This is a genomic window from Klebsiella sp. K4, assembly GCF_014596785.2.
Lineage (GTDB): Bacteria > Pseudomonadota > Gammaproteobacteria > Enterobacterales > Enterobacteriaceae > Klebsiella > Klebsiella pneumoniae.
The window spans coordinates 4,908,190-4,924,519 of the sequence record NZ_CP115021.1 but is presented as its reverse complement, the minus strand read 5'-3'; the positions used below and the strand labels follow the sequence as shown (position 1 = coordinate 4,924,519).

General features: G+C 62.7%; 18 protein-coding genes. 2 read left to right on the top strand and 16 right to left on the bottom strand.

Features of this window, described 5'->3' with window-relative positions:
• Positions 1-13: 13 nt before the first annotated feature.
• The 4 genes from IB144_RS24290 to IB144_RS24275 all read right to left on the bottom strand — a co-directional run bounded on the left by IB144_RS24290 (position 14) and on the right by IB144_RS24275 (position 4,583).
• The gene (locus tag IB144_RS24290; RefSeq protein ID WP_065888542.1) at positions 14-1,021 is read right to left on the bottom strand and encodes a carbohydrate kinase family protein; all 1,008 of its coding nucleotides are present in this window, start codon (positions 1,019-1,021) and stop codon (positions 14-16) included.
• 74 nt (positions 1,022-1,095) lie between these two features.
• Positions 1,096-2,037, bottom strand: a complete 942-nt coding sequence (locus IB144_RS24285; RefSeq protein WP_002885156.1) for an ABC transporter substrate-binding protein — start codon at positions 2,035-2,037, stop codon at positions 1,096-1,098.
• A 30-nt stretch (positions 2,038-2,067) separates the two neighbouring features.
• A complete protein-coding gene (locus tag IB144_RS24280) occupies positions 2,068-3,066 on the bottom strand; it encodes a ribose ABC transporter permease (protein WP_002885172.1) in 999 nt (332 codons plus the stop codon).
• A complete protein-coding gene (locus tag IB144_RS24275; RefSeq protein ID WP_065888541.1) occupies positions 3,063-4,583 on the bottom strand; it encodes a sugar ABC transporter ATP-binding protein in 1,521 nt (506 codons plus the stop codon). The genes IB144_RS24280 and IB144_RS24275 overlap by 4 nt, the downstream gene beginning before the upstream one ends.
• A 179-nt stretch (positions 4,584-4,762) precedes the next feature.
• On the opposite strand from IB144_RS24275, the gene IB144_RS24270 reads away from it, so the two are divergent.
• Both IB144_RS24270 and yjdP read left to right on the top strand, forming a co-directional pair.
• On the top strand, positions 4,763-7,048 hold the full coding sequence (locus tag IB144_RS24270) for an ATP-binding protein (RefSeq protein ID WP_032418185.1): 2,286 nt from the start codon (positions 4,763-4,765) through the stop codon (positions 7,046-7,048).
• Between the two features lie 70 nt (positions 7,049-7,118).
• On the top strand, positions 7,119-7,472 hold the full coding sequence (yjdP, locus tag IB144_RS24265) for a DDRRRQL repeat protein YjdP (RefSeq protein WP_004151729.1): 354 nt from the start codon (positions 7,119-7,121) through the stop codon (positions 7,470-7,472).
• Between the two features lie 21 nt (positions 7,473-7,493).
• Here yjdP and phnP read toward each other — a convergent pair whose 3' ends face one another.
• The 12 genes from phnP to IB144_RS24205 all read right to left on the bottom strand — a co-directional run bounded on the left by phnP (position 7,494) and on the right by IB144_RS24205 (position 16,326).
• On the bottom strand, positions 7,494-8,252 hold the full coding sequence (gene phnP, locus IB144_RS24260) for a phosphonate metabolism protein PhnP (RefSeq protein ID WP_004151728.1): 759 nt from the start codon (positions 8,250-8,252) through the stop codon (positions 7,494-7,496).
• Between the two features lie 15 nt (positions 8,253-8,267).
• A complete protein-coding gene (gene phnN, locus IB144_RS24255) occupies positions 8,268-8,831 on the bottom strand; it encodes a ribose 1,5-bisphosphokinase (protein ID WP_004151727.1) in 564 nt (187 codons plus the stop codon).
• Positions 8,831-9,967 (bottom strand): alpha-D-ribose 1-methylphosphonate 5-triphosphate diphosphatase, encoded by a 1,137-nt coding sequence (phnM, locus tag IB144_RS24250; protein WP_004177788.1) that lies wholly within the window; start codon positions 9,965-9,967, stop codon positions 8,831-8,833. Before phnM ends, phnN begins: the two co-directional genes overlap by 1 nt.
• A complete protein-coding gene (gene phnL / locus IB144_RS24245; protein ID WP_065888540.1) occupies positions 9,964-10,644 on the bottom strand; it encodes a phosphonate C-P lyase system protein PhnL in 681 nt (226 codons plus the stop codon). The genes phnM and phnL overlap by 4 nt, the downstream gene beginning before the upstream one ends.
• Positions 10,645-10,751: 107 nt before the next feature.
• Positions 10,752-11,510, bottom strand: coding sequence for a phosphonate C-P lyase system protein PhnK (gene phnK, locus IB144_RS24240; RefSeq protein WP_004178305.1), 759 nt, complete (start codon positions 11,508-11,510; stop codon positions 10,752-10,754).
• Positions 11,507-12,355, bottom strand: coding sequence for an alpha-D-ribose 1-methylphosphonate 5-phosphate C-P-lyase PhnJ (locus IB144_RS24235; protein WP_002885202.1), 849 nt, complete (start codon positions 12,353-12,355; stop codon positions 11,507-11,509). Before IB144_RS24235 ends, phnK begins: the two co-directional genes overlap by 4 nt.
• Positions 12,348-13,412: a carbon-phosphorus lyase complex subunit PhnI gene (locus tag IB144_RS24230; protein ID WP_004177786.1), complete on the bottom strand. Its 1,065-nt coding sequence runs from the start codon at positions 13,410-13,412 to the stop codon at positions 12,348-12,350. Before IB144_RS24230 ends, IB144_RS24235 begins: the two co-directional genes overlap by 8 nt.
• Entirely contained in the window at positions 13,413-13,997 is a 585-nt protein-coding gene (gene phnH, locus IB144_RS24225) for a phosphonate C-P lyase system protein PhnH (protein ID WP_004221970.1), read from the bottom strand. It abuts the gene before it with no gap.
• Positions 13,994-14,446 (bottom strand): phosphonate C-P lyase system protein PhnG, encoded by a 453-nt coding sequence (gene phnG, locus IB144_RS24220; RefSeq protein ID WP_004210036.1) that lies wholly within the window; start codon positions 14,444-14,446, stop codon positions 13,994-13,996. The genes phnH and phnG overlap by 4 nt, the downstream gene beginning before the upstream one ends.
• Positions 14,447-15,172, bottom strand: coding sequence for a phosphonate metabolism transcriptional regulator PhnF (phnF, locus tag IB144_RS24215; RefSeq protein WP_004177785.1), 726 nt, complete (start codon positions 15,170-15,172; stop codon positions 14,447-14,449).
• Positions 15,173-15,327: 155 nt separating this feature from the next.
• Positions 15,328-15,762, bottom strand: a complete 435-nt coding sequence (gene yjdN / locus IB144_RS24210; protein ID WP_012737181.1) for a VOC family metalloprotein YjdN — start codon at positions 15,760-15,762, stop codon at positions 15,328-15,330.
• Between the two features lie 228 nt (positions 15,763-15,990).
• Complete coding sequence (locus IB144_RS24205) at positions 15,991-16,326, bottom strand: zinc ribbon domain-containing protein YjdM (RefSeq protein WP_004177783.1); 336 nt, start codon at positions 16,324-16,326, stop codon at positions 15,991-15,993.
• Positions 16,327-16,330: the final 4 nt, after the last annotated feature.

The following is a 16,330-nucleotide window of genomic DNA, read 5'->3' as shown; positions in this document are numbered from 1 at the left end:
GGATCTACTCGATCTAAACATTCTGCAATTGTATAAACGTCTGCAGCTCAGGGAGCGTTTTGGCGCCGTCGATCGCATTGGCGGCCTGCAGGCTGGCGCGGGCGCAAGCGTGAGCCAGCTGCAGACTGGCGGTTAACGGCCAGCGTTCGTGACTGCCATACAGCAGACCGGCGCAGAAGGCGTCCCCCGCGCCGACGCTGCCGATAATCTCCTCCGGCGGTAGCCGCCATGACGGTACCCAGCGCCCGGCTTCGGTACGGGAGACGCCCCATGCCCCCTCCGGACAATGGATCACTACCCGCTGGCGTACGCCGGCGTCAAGCAATGCGCTGGCGGCGCGGGCGATATTGGCGACGTGCGGCTCGCCGTTGGGTAGACGAATCTCCAGCCCGCTAAACTCGCTGGCTTCCAGTTCATTGATGGTCAGGTAGTCAAGATGCTTCAGCGCCGGCAGGACCAGCGGCCGGTAGCGCGGGTCGCCCTTGCGCGACACCAGATCGAGGGACACCTCATAGCCTCGCTCGCGCATCTGCGCCAGCAGTCGCGCGCTGCGGGTGCCGTACACTTCATCGGGGCGATCGAGGCTTTCGAGCAGCAGCAGATAGCCGAGATGGAAAATTTTCAGCGGCGCATCCAGCGGCTCAAAAGCCGGGAGATCAAGCAGGCGGTTGGCGCCGGGAGAGTGAAAGAAAGTGCGCTGGCCTTCGGCGTCGGTCATCACCTGGGTCATCGAGGTGGGGGCGGAGCTGGTGCGCTGTACGAGCTGGCGATTGATATGGTACTGATCGAGCATGGCGGTGATGTAGTCGCCATCGTTATCCTCGCCAATCAGGCCGACCGCCTGCAGCGGCAGCCCGGCGTGCATTTTGGCCAGGGTCAGCAGGACATTCAGCGGCGCGCCGCCGGTGGCGCGTTCGCTATGGACAATTTCCACCAGCCAGCCGCGCTCCGGCCACTGCCTGATCTGGTGGACATGATCGACCAGCATGTTGCCTGCGGCAATAATGCCTTTCCGTTCCATGATCGCTACTCCGCGCCGTCATATTCGTTAAGCGTAGCGCACAATCGGCGGAACGATTGTGCGCCTGGTTGCGCTTATTTCACGGTCCAGCCTTTGTAAGAGCTGACGTTATTTTTGTCGATCATCGTCACCGGGATCAGTACCGGCGCGGTCGGCGCAGGTTTGCCCTGCAGGATGTCGTAGCCAATCTCCACCGCCTTCGCTGCCATCACCTGTGGGTCCTGCGCTGGGGTGGCGACGAACAGCGAGTTCTTACGCTTCAGCGCCTCTTCGCCGTCCGGGCTGCCGTCGACGCCGACGATGAAGAACTCGCTGCGCTGCGCCTGTTTCGCTGCCAGATCGGCACCAATCGCCGTCGGATCGTTGATCGCGAACACGCCGTCAATCTTCGGATTGGCCGCCAGCAGGGAGGTCATCACCTCCAGGCCGCCTTCCCGGCTGCCTTTGGCGTTCTGGTTGGCGGAGAGGATTTTAATGTCCGGGTGTTTTTTGAACTCCGTTTCGCAGCCTTCGACGCGGTTTTGTACGGCGGAGACCGGCGGCCCGTTGATGATCACCACGTTGCCTTTGTTGTTCAGGCGGTCGCTAATGTATTTACAGGCCAGCTCGCCCGCCTGGGTGTTATCGGAGGTGATGGTGGCGTCGGCCCCTTCGGCGGCGACGTCAACCGCCACCACCACGATCCCGGCCTCTTTGGCCCGCTTCACCGCCGGGCCAATGCCTTTCGAATCGGCGGCGTTGAGGATGATCATATCGACTTTGGCGGCGATAAAGTTATCGATCTGCGCCACCTGCTGGCCCAGATCGTAGCCGCTGGAGACCAGCGTCACTTTGACGTTATCCCCCGCCAGCTTGCGGGCCTCCAGCTCCGCCCCTTTGGTGATCTGTACAAAGAACGGGTTGGCAAGGTCGCCCACCGTCACGCCAATCGCTTTCAGCTCTTTGGCCGACGCAAAAGGGGAGGCGGCCAGCAGCGCGCCAGCACACAGCGCGGTGACTATCGGTTTTAAACGCATTCGCTTTTCCTCGCAGGTAAGATGTTGTTGTTATGCACTTTGATGATGTCGGGTACGGTATTTGTCGATCAGCACCGCAATGATGATCACCGCCCCTTTGATCACCAGTTGCCAGAAGTAGGAGACCCCCATCAGGGTCATGCCGTTATTGAGGGTGGCGATAATTAGCGCCCCCACCAGCGTACCGGTGATGGTGCCGATACCGCCGACGAAGCTGGTGCCGCCGAGAATGACCGCGGCGATGGCGTCCAGCTCGTAGCCGACGCCGAGGTTGCCGTTGGCGCTGTACAGCCGCGAAGCGCTCATCACCCCGCCAAGGCCGGAGAGCAGGCCGCTCATGCCATAGACAAACAGCAGCACCAGCCAGACTTTGATGCCGGTCAGCCGCGCCGCCTGCATGTTGCCGCCCACCGCGTAGATATGCACCCCAAGGGTGGTGCGGCGCAGGATAAACCAGCACACCGCGATCACCGCCAGGGCGATGACTACCAGCCACGGCACCGGGCCGAGGTAGTCATTGCCGATCCACTCGAAGCTGATATCGGAGTTGATCACCGTGGTGCCGTCGGCCAGCAGATAGGCGGCGCCGCGCAGCGCCGTGTAGGTGCCGAGGGTGACGATAAACGGCGGCAGCCCGGCGAAGGCGACCAGCGCGCCGTTGAACAGGCCGAGCAGCAGGCCGAGCATCAGCGCCGCCGGAATCGACAGCAACGCAAACGCCGGGATCAGCGACACCACCATCGCGGCCACTGCGGTGGTGCCAAGGATGGAGCCGACGGAAAGGTCAATGCCGCCGGTGAGGATGATGAAGGTCATTCCCGCCGCCAGCACAATGTTGATCGAGGCCTGGCGGGTGATATTCAGCAGATTGCTTTCCGTGAAAAAGTTGGGGGCGATAAAGCCGAAAACGGCGACGATCAGGATGAGTATCGGCAGAATGCCGACGGTCTGCATCAGGTCGCCCATCAACATTTTTTTCGCCGAAGCGGATTTCGCGACCGGCGCGGAGGTCTCTTTCGGTATGCTCATAGTTGCCCTGCCTTAAGGTGAGAATCGGTCACGCCGGTGGCCAGCGTCATGATACTTTCCTGGCTAATATCACCGGCCTGTAGCTCGCCGGCGATAACGCCCTCGCGCATCACATAGACCCGGTCGCTCATGCCCACCACTTCGGGCAGCTCGCTGGAGATCATCAGAATGGCGACGCCCTGGCGCGCCATGTCGTTCATGATGCGGTAAATTTCGCTTTTCGCGCCGACGTCGACGCCGCGGGTGGGTTCATCGAGGATTAGAATGCGCGGGCCAATCGCCACCCAGCGCGAAATTAACAGCTTCTGCTGGTTGCCGCCGGACAGTCCGCCGGCGCGCACCTGGGCGTGCGGCACGCGGATGTTAAGCAACTGGATGGCGTCATCGGAGATGGTTTGCGCCTTCCGGCGGTTGAGCATCCCCCAGGTCGCGTCGCGCTCCAGCGTCGCCATGGTGATGTTTTCCTGGGCTGCCAGTTCGAGAAACAACCCCTGTTCTTTGCGGTTTTCGGTCAGAAAGCCGATCCCGAGGTCGATGGCTTCCCGCGGCGAGTGGATCACCACCGGCTCGCCGTCGATCTCAATCACCCCGGCGGTGGCTTTGCGCACCCCGAAGATCAGCTGCGCCAGTTCGGAACGCCCGGCGCCGACCAGCCCGGCGAGGCCGACGATTTCGCCGGCATGCACCACCAGGCTGCTGGGCTTAATCTTGCCGCCATCGGTCAGATCCTCGACCCGCAGGCGCGGCTGGCCGCGGGGAATGTCCCGTTCTTTATTGAACAGATCGCTGAGCGGCCGACCGACCATCATGCGCACCAGCTCCGTCGCGTTGAGCTTGTCGCGCACCAGGCTGCCGACATACTGCCCATCGCGCAGGACGCTGACCCGGTCGGAGAGCTCATACACTTCCGCCATGCGGTGGCTGATATAGATGATCGCCATCCCCTCATCGCGCAGGCGCAGGATGAGCTCGAACAGGCGCTGGGTTTCCCGCGAGGAGAGGGCGGCGGTGGGTTCATCCATCACCAGAATGCGGCTTTGACGGTGCAGGGCGCGGGCGATCTCCACCTGCTGTTGTTCGGCGATGGTTAGGGTCATCACCCGGTCGCTGGCTTTGAACTGGGCGCCGAGACGGTCGATCACCGCCTGCGCCTGGCTGAGCATGGCTTTGCGCTGCACCAGACCACCGCGCGCCAGCTCGCTGCCGAGGAAAATGTTTTCCGCGACGGTCAGGTTCGGCGCCAGCTGCATCTCCTGGTAGATCAATGTGATCCCGGCGGCCAGCGCGTCCTTGGGGCCGCGGATCGTTTGCGGTTTTCCGTCGATCAGGATCTCGCCGCTGGTGGCGGTATAGGCGCCGGCGAGGATCTTCATCAGCGTGCTTTTTCCGGCGCCGTTCTCCCCCATCAGGGCATGGATCTCGCCGGGCCAGACCGTCAGGTCGACGCCCTTCAGCGCGTAGAATTTGCCAAAAACTTTGGCGATATGGCGCATTTCCAGTACCGGCATGGCGGTCATCGCGGCGCTCCTGTCTGTAAGAACAATAGCTGCAGTCCACCACCGGAAAATAAATGCAGAATGTCAGAATCCATTCATATTTGTCATAGTGATAAATAGTTAACCGCGATCACAGTTACGCGGCGTCATTTTCTGCACCGTCACGCTTATCTGCCGACCGATCCTTCACCGGAGTTGTTATGACCGCTCGCCGACACCCGTTTTTCACCAGCGCCCGTGGCCGCCTGCTCTCCTTTAATCTGCTGATGGGCGTGGTCACCCTGTTGGTCAGCGGCGTGGCGGTGTTCGGCTTTCACCACGCCAGCCAGCTGCAGGAGCAGGTGCAGCGCCAGACTCTCAACGACATGCGCGGCAGTATGGATCTGGCGCGGGACACGGCGAATGTCGCCACGGCGGCGGTGCGCCTGTCGCAGGTGGTGGGGGCGCTGGAGTACAAAAGCGAAGCGGAACGGCTGCTGGCGACGCAGCAGGCGCTGAAGCACTCGCTGGCCCAGCTGGCGGCGGCCCCGCTGGCGCAGCAGGAGCAGGCGCGGGTGGCCAATATTATTCGCCGCAGCAACGCGCTGCAGCAGAGCGTGGCGGAGATGCTGGAGCGCGGCCAGCGCCGCCATCTGCAGCGCAATGCGCTGCTGAGTTCGCTTTACCAGAATCAGAGTAACCTGCGCCATCTCGCCGATCTTAACGATCGCGGCGGGGATAAGGCGATCGATCCGCGCCGGCTGGCCGAGATGGACCGGCTGATCGTGGCTGCGATCCATACCGTCACGCCGCGGTCGATCGTCCTGCTACTCGACCAGCTGCGCGGCGCCCTGCCGACACGCAGCGCCGATCCCGCGCTGGCGTTTGTCCTCCCTGATGTGACCCGCGAACTGGCGACGCTGGCCCCGCTGTCGGCCCAGCTGGAGGAGAGCGACCTGACGATCAGCTGGTACATGTATCACATCAAAGCGCTGGTCGCGTTGCTTAACGAAGATATCAATCAGTACGTGACCCGGGTGGCGGAAGCCTCAGAGCAGCGGGCGGCGCAGAGCCATCGGGAGCTGCGCTCCATCAGTATGTTTATTCTGCTTTCCGCGCTGCTGGCGCTGGCGATCACCGGCTGCGCCGGGTGGTACATCTACCGTAATCTCGGCTCGAACCTGACCGCCATCTCGCGGGCGATGTCGCGGCTGGCTCAGGGAGAGCCGAACGTCTCGGTGCCGGCCCTGCAGCGGCGCGACGAGCTGGGGGAGCTGGCGCGGGCCTTTAACGTTTTCGCCCGCAATATGGCGTCGCTGGAGCACACCACCCGGCTGCTGAAAGAGAAGACCAACCAGATGGAGATCGATCGGATTAAGCGCCAGGAGCTGGAGGAGGCGCTGCTGCATAGTCAGAAGATGAAGGCCGTCGGCCAGCTGACCGGAGGTCTGGCGCATGACTTTAACAACCTGCTGGCGGTGATTATCGGCAGCCTTGAGCTGGTGGAGCCGGATGCGCGCGATGCGCCGCGCCTCTCCAGGGCGCTGAAGGCGGCGGAGCGTGGGGCGCTTCTGACCCAGCGGCTGCTGGCCTTTTCGCGCAAGCAGGCGCTGCATCCCCAGGCGGTGGCGATGGCGCCGCTACTGGAGAACCTCAGCGAGCTGATGCGTCACTCCCTGCCGGCGACCTTAAGCCTGGAGATTGAGGCGCAGTCGCCGGCGTGGCCGGCATGGATAGACGTTGGCCAGCTGGAAAACGCCCTGATCAATCTGGTGATGAACGCCCGCGACGCCATGGCGGGGCGCGACGGGGTCATCAAAATACGCACCTGGAATCAGCGGGTCACCCGCAGCAGCGGCCAGCGGCAGGATATGGTGGCCCTGGAGGTGATCGATCATGGCAGCGGGATGTCGCAGGCGGTGAAAGCCCGGGTGTTTGAACCTTTCTTCACCACCAAAGCCACCGGCAGCGGCAGCGGCCTGGGGCTGTCGATGGTGTATGGCTTTGTGCGCCAGTCTGGCGGCCGGGTGGCGCTGGAGAGCGCGCCGGGGCAGGGGACGACGGTGCGGCTGCAGCTGCCGCGAGCGTTGACCGAGGTTGAGAAGGAGGTGGCGCCAGCGGTGGACGAGCCGTCCCCGGCGGGCGAGCGGCTGGCGCTGGTGCTGGAAGATGAAGAGGATGTCCGCCAGACGCTATGTGAACAGCTGCATCAGCTGGGCTGGCTGACGCTGGAAACCGCCAGCGGTGAAGAGGCGCTGCAGCTGCTGGAGGCCTCGCCGGATATTGCCCTGCTGATTAGCGATCTGATGCTGCCCGGCGCCCTGAGCGGCGCCGATGTGATCCATACCGCCCGACGCCGCTTTCCGGCGCTGCCGGTGCTGCTGATCAGCGGCCAGGATTTGCGTCCAGCGCAGAACCCGGCCCTGCCGGAGGTTGAGTGGCTGCGTAAGCCGTTTACCCGCGCCCAGCTGGCGCAGGCGCTGAGCGCGGCGTACGCGAGGATTTGAGATTCCTCCGCTACTCGGGGGGTGTACGCTTGATTAAGGTAGCGGCAGGACTCTGATGAGATTGGCCCCGATGAAACGTTACGCAACCGCACTGCTCTTTTGCACTCTGTCGCTGACCAGCCTGGCCGCTCGCGCCGATATTATCGATGACGCGATCGGCAATATTCAGCAAGCCATTAACGACGCCTATAACCCGGGCAGCAGTCGCTCCGATGACGACGACAGATACGATGACGATGGCCGGTATGATGACGGGCGCTATCAGGGGAGCCGTCAGCAGAGCCGTGACAGTCAGCGCCAGTATGACGAGCGGCAACGCCAGCTGGACGAGCGCCGCCGCCAGCTGGATGAACGCCAGCGTCAGCTCGACCGCGATCGTCGTCAGTTAGAAAGCGACCAGCGTCGGCTGGATGATAGCTACTGATCGCCCCCCGCAGGCCAGCGCTTAATCCAGCGCTATTTCCATCCCGTCATAGCCCGCTTCGAAACCTGTCGGCAGCGGGTTATCCATCATCCAGACGTCAAACTGGTGGCTGATATGGGTGAGGATCACCCGCGGACAGCCAATGACCTGGTTAAGGCTGCGGACGGTGTTTAGATCGTTATGGTTACGCGGGGTCTGCGCGCGCGGCTCATGACTGCAGTCGATGATCATCGCCTGCGGGCGGTTATTGAGCAAAAACTTCAGCGTCTTGTCCGGCAGCCCGGCGGTATCCGAGAGCCAGGCCAGCCGGCTGTGGGCCGACTCCAGCAGATAACCAAAGGTCAGCTTCGAGTGATTAAGGGGTAGGGGCGTCACCCGCAGCCCCTGCAGGTTAAACATCACAAACGGCGTGACGGTATGGCTAAAGTCAAGCAGACCGGGGTGTTTGAGCAGATCGTCGCAGCCGGCGTCATCCGGCGGGCCATAGACCGGAATCGACGCGCCGACTCCCCAGCGCAGCGGAAACAGCCCCTGCACATGATCCAGATGGTAGTGGGTCAGCAGCACCTGTTGAAAGCTGCCGGCGGGATGATGCTCCATCAGATCCGGTCGTCCGGCATCGAGCAGCGTCACGGCGCTGTTGAACGTGACCACTCCGCTACAGGGGCGGCGTCGGTGGCTCTCCTCGCGGCGTGCGCGGCGGCAGGCCGCGCAGTCGCAGCCGAAGACCGGCACCAGCTGAGCGCCGCCGGTGCCGGTTAAGCGGAGGGTCAGGCTCATCGTGTCACCTTTTGTTTATACCAGTTGATCCGCTTCGCGCGCCGCGTGGCTGCGAAGCAGGCGGAAAAATTCATCGACCGATTGTCGGAGACTGCCGTCGTTATTCAATGTCAGGCAGTTGTCCGGCTTATAGCGCGCGGCGCGTTCCAGACGCTGGGCGATTTCCAGCGCGTTTTCCCGGCCGCGCTGCTCCAGCCGCTGGCGCAGCACCGGCGGCGAGACGGCGAGACAGATCGGCACCAGCACCTCGCCGTAGCGTTCCCGGGCCAGCGCCAGATGGGCGCGGGAGCCGTTGGCCACCACGTCAAAGCCGGCGTGCAGCCAGAGGTCGATCTCCACGCCAATGCCATAGTAAGTATTGTTGGCGTGCCAGCTGAGAGCAAAAAGATGCTGCTCGGCGCGGGTAAAAAACTCATGTTCGCTGAGGGCGATATGATTCTCGCTGCCCGCGTTAAACGGGCGGGTTATGTAACGATGGGCCACCAGCAGCTGCGGGTGCTCGCGCTGGCGCAGCGCCGCCAGCAGGCTATCTTTACCGGAGCCGGAGGGGCCAACCAGCCAAATCAGTTTTCCTGGCATTAAAAGACCCTCTTTCCCTGGCGCCAGACATGGTCGATCTGGATATGTTCGCCGCGACGGTGCGCCAGCACCAGGTCGGCGCGTTTCCCCTCGGCGATGACGCCGCGATCGTCAAGGCCCAGCGCCTGCGCCGGATGCTGACTGACCAGACGGATCGCCTGTGGCAGGGTGAAGGCATTGTCCTCGGCGTCGGCGATGCGGAAAGCGGCATCCAGCAGGCTGGCGGGGTAATAGTCAGATGAGAGGATGTCCAGCAAACCGTGGCTCGCCAGCTGGTGGGCGGCGACGTTGCCGGAGTGGGAACCGCCGCGCACGATATTCGGCGCCCCCATCAGGACGTGCATCCCGTGCTGACGTGAAGCCTGCGCCGCGGCCAGCGTGGTGGGAAACTCGGCGATCACGCTCCCTAGCTGGTGGGATTCGGCCACATGCGCTTCGGTGGCGTCGTCGTGGCTGGCGAGGGCGATACGGCGGGCGCGGCACATGGCGGCGATGGTCTGGCGATTGGGCTGCGACCAGGTGGCGGCCAGAGCCATCTGCTCGGCTTCAAAACGGTCCATTTCGTCATGCGTCAGATGATATTTGCCCTGATAATAATCGCGGTACTTGCTGCGATCGGCGTACTGACGCTGGCCCGGCGAGTGGTCCATCAGAGAGACCATGCTCACCGACTCGCGATCGATCAGCTTTTCAAACAGCGGCAGCGTGGTGTGATGCGGCAGCTCGCAGCGCAGGTGCAGGCGGTGTTCGGCGCGGTTGAGACCGCGCTTTTGCGTCTCCTCCACGGCATTGACCATCTTCTCCAGATTCTCAAGACGATCGCCGCCATCGCGCACGTCGCCAATCGCCACGGCGTCCAGCACGGTGGTGATGCCGCTGGCGACCATCATGGCGTCATGGCTGCTCATCGCCGAGTGGGCCGGCCAGTCTACCTTCGGCCGCGGGGTAAAGAACTTGTCGAGGTTATCGGTATGCAGCTCGATAAGGCCCGGCAGCAGCCAGCCGTCTTCCCCATCCAGCGCCTGCGGCAGCCGGCTCTGGCTTTCGGCGAAGGCGAGGATGCGACCGTCATGGACTTCCAGCGAACCGTGGACCACCTCGTCGTCGAGAACCAGTTTTACGTTATTGATAATCATGCTGTCATTCCCATAGAGTGCAGTCGGTCGGCGACCTGACGGCGTACCCCTTCGTCATGGAAAATCCCCACGATGGCCGCGCCGCGCGCTTTGGCATCGTGGATCAGGTTGACCACGGCAGCACTGTTTTTGCCATCCAGTGAGGCGGTGGGTTCATCAAGGAGCAGGATCGGATAGTCGACCGCAAAACCGCGGGCGATGTTGACCCGCTGCTGCTCGCCGCCGGAAAAGGTGGACGGCGCAAGGTGCCACAGGCGTTCCGGAACGTTGAGGCGGGTCAGGAGCTGGGCGGCTTTGGCGGCGCTCGCTTCGCGCGGCGTCCCAAGATCGAGCAGCGGCTGCATCACCACCTCCAGCGCCGAAATGCGCGGGATCACCCGTAGAAACTGGCTGACCCAGCCGATGGTGGTTTTGCGCACTTCCAGCACCTTGCGTGGGGTGGCGGTGACCAGGTCCACCCATTCGTCGCCGTGGCGGATATGGATATGGCCGCTGTCCGGCAGATAATTGGCGTACAGCGAACGCAGCAGGGTCGATTTGCCGCTGCCGGAGTGACCGTGGAGCACCACGCACTCCCCGACGTTAACGGTCAGCGAGGCGTCGGCCAGCACCGGCAGACGCACGCCGTGCTGCTGGTGCAGAACAAAGGTTTTAAGGACGTTTTCAACGCGGATCATGTTAGCTCTCACGGGGTTGAGTTGCCGGGTGGCGCTTCGCTTACCCGACCTACGAATAACGCACCTGTGGGCCGGGTAAGGCGCAGCCGCCACCCGGCAAAACAGCATCAATTCTGCAACACCGACGACACCAGCAGCTGGGTGTAAGGATGGTGCGGATCGTCGAGCACCCGGTCGGTTAAGCCACTCTCCACCACCTGGCCCTGCTTCATCACCAGCAGACGGTTCGCCAGCAGGCGAGCGACGCCGAGATCGTGGGTAACAATCACCACCGCCAGATTCAGCTCCACCGCCAGGCCACGCAGCAGGTCTAGCAGCCGCGCCTGCACGGACACATCCAGCCCGCCGGTGGGTTCATCCATAAACACCAGCTTCGGCTGGGTGACCAGATTGCGGGCGATCTGCAGACGCTGCTGCATGCCGCCGGAGAAGGTGGTGGGCAGGTCGTCGATGCGCGAGGGCGGGATCTCCACCTCCTGCAGCCACTTTTCGGCGGTGGCGCGAATGTTGCCGTAGTGGCGGGCGCCGGTGGCCATTAGCCGTTCGCCGATGTTGCCCCCGGCGGAGACCTGGCGACGCAGACCGTCCATCGGGTGCTGATGCACTACGCCCCATTCGGTGCGCAACAGGCGTCGGCGTTCGGCTTCGCTCATGGCGTACAGCGAGCGCTGCTGGTACAGCACCTCGCCCTGCTGCGGCGTCAGGCGGGCGGAGATTGCCTTCAGCAGGGTGGTTTTACCGGAGCCGGACTCGCCGACGATGCCGAGCACTTCTCCCGGCCACAGCTCGAAGGAGACATCGCGAAAACCTTTATCCGGGGCGTAGAGATGGGTCAGGTTATTCACAGCAAGTAATGGCTGGTTCATTTTTTCTGCCCCTCGCTCTGCTGGCGGCAATAGTCGGTATCGGAGCAGACAAACATCCGCTGGCCGCTGTCATCCAGCACCACTTCGTCGAGGTAGCTGTGGCGCGAGCCGCAGATGGCGCAGGGCTCATCCCACTCCTGCACGGTAAAGGGATGGTCGTCGAAATCGAGACTCTCCACCGGGGTATAGGGCGGCACGGCGTAGATCCGCTTTTCGCGCCCGGCGCCGAACAGCTGCAGCGCCGGCATCATGTGCATTTTCGGGTTATCGAATTTCGGGATCGGCGAAGGGTCCATCACGTAGCGGCCATTGACCTTCACCGGATAGGCGTAGGTGGTGGCGATATGGCCGAAGCGGGCGATATCTTCATACAGTTTCACCTGCATGACGCCGTACTCTTCCAGGGCGTGCATGGTGCGGGTTTCGGTTTCACGCGGCTCGATAAAGCGCAGTGGCTCCGGGATCGGCACCTGGTAGATCAGGATCTGATCTTCCACCAGCGGCGTCTCCGGGATCCGGTGGCGGGTCTGGATCAGGGTGGCGTCTTCGGTACGCTCGGTGGTGGCGACGCCGGTGACGCGCTTAAAGAACTGACGAATCGACACCGCGTTGGTGGTGTCATCCGCGCCCTGGTCAATCACCTTCAGCACGTCATTCTCACCGATGACGCTGGCGGTCAGCTGGATGCCGCCGGTGCCCCAGCCGTAGGGCATTGGCATTTCGCGCCCGCCGAACGGCACCTGGTAGCCGGGAATCGCTACCGCTTTGAGAATAGCCCGGCGGATCATGCGCTTGGTTTGCTCGTCGAGGTAAGCAAAGTTATAGCCAGTCAGTGGGTTAGCCACGTTCGTTCTCCCGTTGCAGGCGTTTCAGCAGCGCCAGTTCGGCCTGGAAATCGACATAGTGCGGTAGCTTCAGATGCGAGACGAAGCCGGCCGCTTCGACGTTATCGGCGTGAGCCAGCACAAACTCTTCATCCTGCGCCGGGCCGGCAATCTCTTCGTCATAGTCCGGCGCCTGCAGCGCACGGTCGACCAGCGCCATGGCCATCGCTTTGCGCTCGCTCATGCCGAAGGTCAGGCCGTAGCCGCGGGTGAAGTGCGGCGGCTCCTCCTGCGGGGCGACGAAGCCATTAACCATCTCGCACTCGGTCAGCAGCAGCTCGCCAATATTGACGCTAAAGCCCAGCTCTTCCGGGACGATTTCCACCTGCACGTAGCCGCTGCGGATCTCGCCGGCAAACGGATGGTTGCGGCCATAGCCGCGCTGGGTCGAATAGGCCAGCGCCAGCAGGTAGCCTTCATCGCCGCGCATCAGCTGCTGCAGGCGCGAGGAACGCGAGCAGGGGTAGACCGGCGGGGTGCGGGTGATATCGTCGGGCGGCGTGCCGCGATCTTCCTCGGTCTTCGCCAGCCCCTGCTGCGTGAGCAGGCTAAAGACGTGCGGCGTCGGCTCTGCTTCGCCATCGGCTTGCTGCACAGACGGCGCTTCGCCGTTGGCCAGCAGGGTAAAATCGAGCAGGCGGTGGGTGTAGTCGTAAGTGGGGCCCAGCAGCTGGCCGCCGGGGATATCTTTATACACTGCGGAGATGCGGCGTTCGAGGCGCATCTCCGCGGTATTAATCGGTTCGCTGACCGCCAGCCGCGGCAGGGTGGTGCGGTAGGCGCGCAGCAGAAATATTGCTTCGACGTTATCGCCGCTGGCCTGCTTCAGCGCCAGCGCCGCCAGTTCGCGGTCGGCGATGCCGCCCTCGGTCATCACCCGGTCCACCGCCAGGCTGAGCTGGTCGCCTATCTGTTCGACGCTCAGTTCGGGAAGCCGTCCATCGCCCCGTCGTTTCTGTTCCTGTAAGGCGTGAGCGGCGCGGATCGCCTTCTCGCCGCCCTTGACGGCAACGTACATTTAGCACACCTCCACGTGGGTGGTGCGCGGGATCGCCAGCAGGCGCTCGCCGCAGGTGAGGATCAGGTCGATGCCCAGCGGGAACGGATGCGGGCGTTCGGTTAATTCGTCGATGATGCAGTCCGGCAGCTGCGGCGCGATCATTCGCTCTTCGGCAATGCCTGCCCCGGTCAGGCGCAGCATGCGTCCGCCGCTGAGGCTGGCAAGCTGAACGATCAGTGTGACGCCGGTTTCCGGCGCGGTGACGGTGCCAGCGGAAAGGACGTTGAGCTGCTCGGCGCTGATGCCGTCATTGGCGATGGCAAAAACCGCCTGCTGCGGCTGGTCCACCAGCGGCGCGCCGGTATGAAAGCGCAGATTCTGTCCCACCAGATCGTTACGCAGAGCGCTGGCGAGCCAGACCGGTGTTTCATGATCGGCAAGGGTCAACAGCAGGCTGGTGGAGGCCACGTTCAATGGCTGCCAGCCGTGCTGAAGCTGCTGCAGGGAGACAATCACCCCCGGCTCGCTCATCGCTTTCAGCAGGCGACGAAAACTGTGTTGGGCATCCTGCACAGCCAGGGTAAAAGCGGGTTGTAAGGTCATGCGTTATCTCCGCGAACCAGGGTAAAGAAGTCGACCCGGCTGGCGTTGACTTCGGCGCGTCGGGCTTCAATGCGCGCGCTGCGTAGCGCTTCCAGCGGGGTTATCAGGGTTTCCATTAAGGTGTGAAAATGGCGGGGCGACTGCAGCAGGGCGTCGATCGCCGCGCAGCGTTCAGCGTGCGGGCGGTCGCGGCCTAAGATCCAGCTGTAACCGAGGGTACCGTCAGCCAGGCGTACCGCTGCGCGGGTAAGGGTGGCGTCGCCGGCAAAGAAGCGGTCGCCGATACCGCCCATGCGGGCCTGGAGCTGTACCAGCCCGGTTTCCGGGGTGCGAATCAATTCATATTCCGGCGCCAGCTGCAGGGACTGCATGCGCGCCAGAAGGTCCTGCGGTTCACTGTGGGCCAGCACGGACATCCAGCGCTGGCGGGTGGCGGTATCGAAGTGCATTCAGTGCTCCATGGTAAATTCAATCATGTCGGCGCGGGTCAGGCTGACGGAGTACTCCGCCGTGAGCGACTCGCCCTCGCGGCTATTGAGCGTGCGGACGCAGAGCAGCGGCGCCATATTGGGGATTTCCAGCAGCTTGCTCTCTTTTGCCTGCGCGCGGCGGGCGCTGATTTTGGTGCGTACGCGGGTCAGTTCGACGTCGAGCCGATCGCGTAGCAGATCGTGCAGCGAGCCGTGGCTGAAGGTCTGTAGCACCGGCCAGAAGCGCAGGTCGGCGAAGTAGTGGTCGATCAGGCACAGGGCGACGCCATTGACCCGGCGCAGGGTACGCAGGTGGATCACGTTCTCGCCCTCATTGATGCCAAAGGCTTCGGCGACATGGGCGCTGGCGGGGCGCAGCACCGATAGCAGCTTTTCGCTGGTGGGATCGCTGCCTTGTTCCAGCAGGTTTTGGCTGAAGCGCGCCTGGGCGTTAAGCGGGTAGTCGATGGGGCGCATCAGCACCAGCACACCCACGCCCTGACGGCGCTGAACCCAGCCGCGCTCAACCAGCTGGTCGATAGCCCGGCGCAGGGTGTGGCGGTTAACGTCGAAGCGCGTCGCCAGCTGCTGCTCGGCGGGCAGATAGTCGCCGCAGCGATAGTGATGGCGCAGCTCCTGCTCAAGTCGGGCGGCGATTTCCTGATAGCGCGTGGGGTAACTGGTCGGATGTCTGGACAGGTGCATAGTCATCAAGCCTCACACAGCATAGGCGAGGAGCTTCCTCGCGTTGTGGGCCGATCCTGACCGGTTTATGTTGCATTTCGGTTAAGTGACGATGACTAAAGGATGAAGAGTTGATGCCAGGCGGATGACAGGGCGGCCGGGCCGCCCTGGGGGCGTCAGCCTTGTTTGACCACGTTGATCATCCAGGGGACGCCAAAGCGGTCGACGACTTTGCCGAAGCCGTGGGCCCAGAAGGTTTCCTGCCAGGCCATCTCAATGCGCCCGCCGACAGCCAGCGCGTCGAACCAGCGCTGGCCTTCAGCGACATCGCTGGGATCGAGGACGAGGGTGAAGCCGGCGTAATGCACATCGGGCCCGAAGGCGCTGTCGCTCAGCATCAGCTCGCCATTATTGATGCGCAGGCTGGCGTGGGCGATAGCATCATCCTCCATCTTCTGGCCAGACGGGCAGCCGTCTGACGCTTCCTGCGCCGGGGGCGGCATTTCGCCAAAGGTCATTTTAAACATCAGCTCTGCGCCCAGCGTCTGCTGGTAGAAGGCGATCGCCTCGGCGCAGTTGCCCGCAAAGGCAAGGTAGGGACTTAAGGACATGGTGAATACCTCAGTGACCGTAACCCGTAAAGCGTAGTCGCCCGGCAGGCGATTGAGCCAGACGGCAGGGCGAAAAGGGGCGCTGAAATATGACGGCAGGCGACAGCGTAAATAGCGGTTGCCGGCGAGGGAAATAACAGGATGCGCCGGGGGACAAACGGCCACCAGGATATCGGGAGCGGCGACGGTTATGTGAAAAAATAATCGCGCCGCCTACCCGAAATTAAATCAGTTCTTTTTCACAAATTCCGATTTGAGCTTCATCGGACCAAAACCGTCAATTTTGCAGTCAATATTGTGATCGCCTTCGACCAGACGGATATTTTTCACTTTGGTGCCGATTTTCAGCATCGAAGAGCTGCCTTTAACCTTCAGATCTTTCACGACGGTAACGCTGTCGCCATCGGCCAGTAAATTGCCATTGGCATCTTTAACGATCAGAATGTCGCTCTCTTCCGTCGCCTCGGCAGGGTTCCACTCATGGGCACATTCCGGGCAGATGTACATGCCGCTATCTTCATAAGTGTAAGTCGAATCGCATTTTGGGCAGTGTGGCAGTTGCATGACG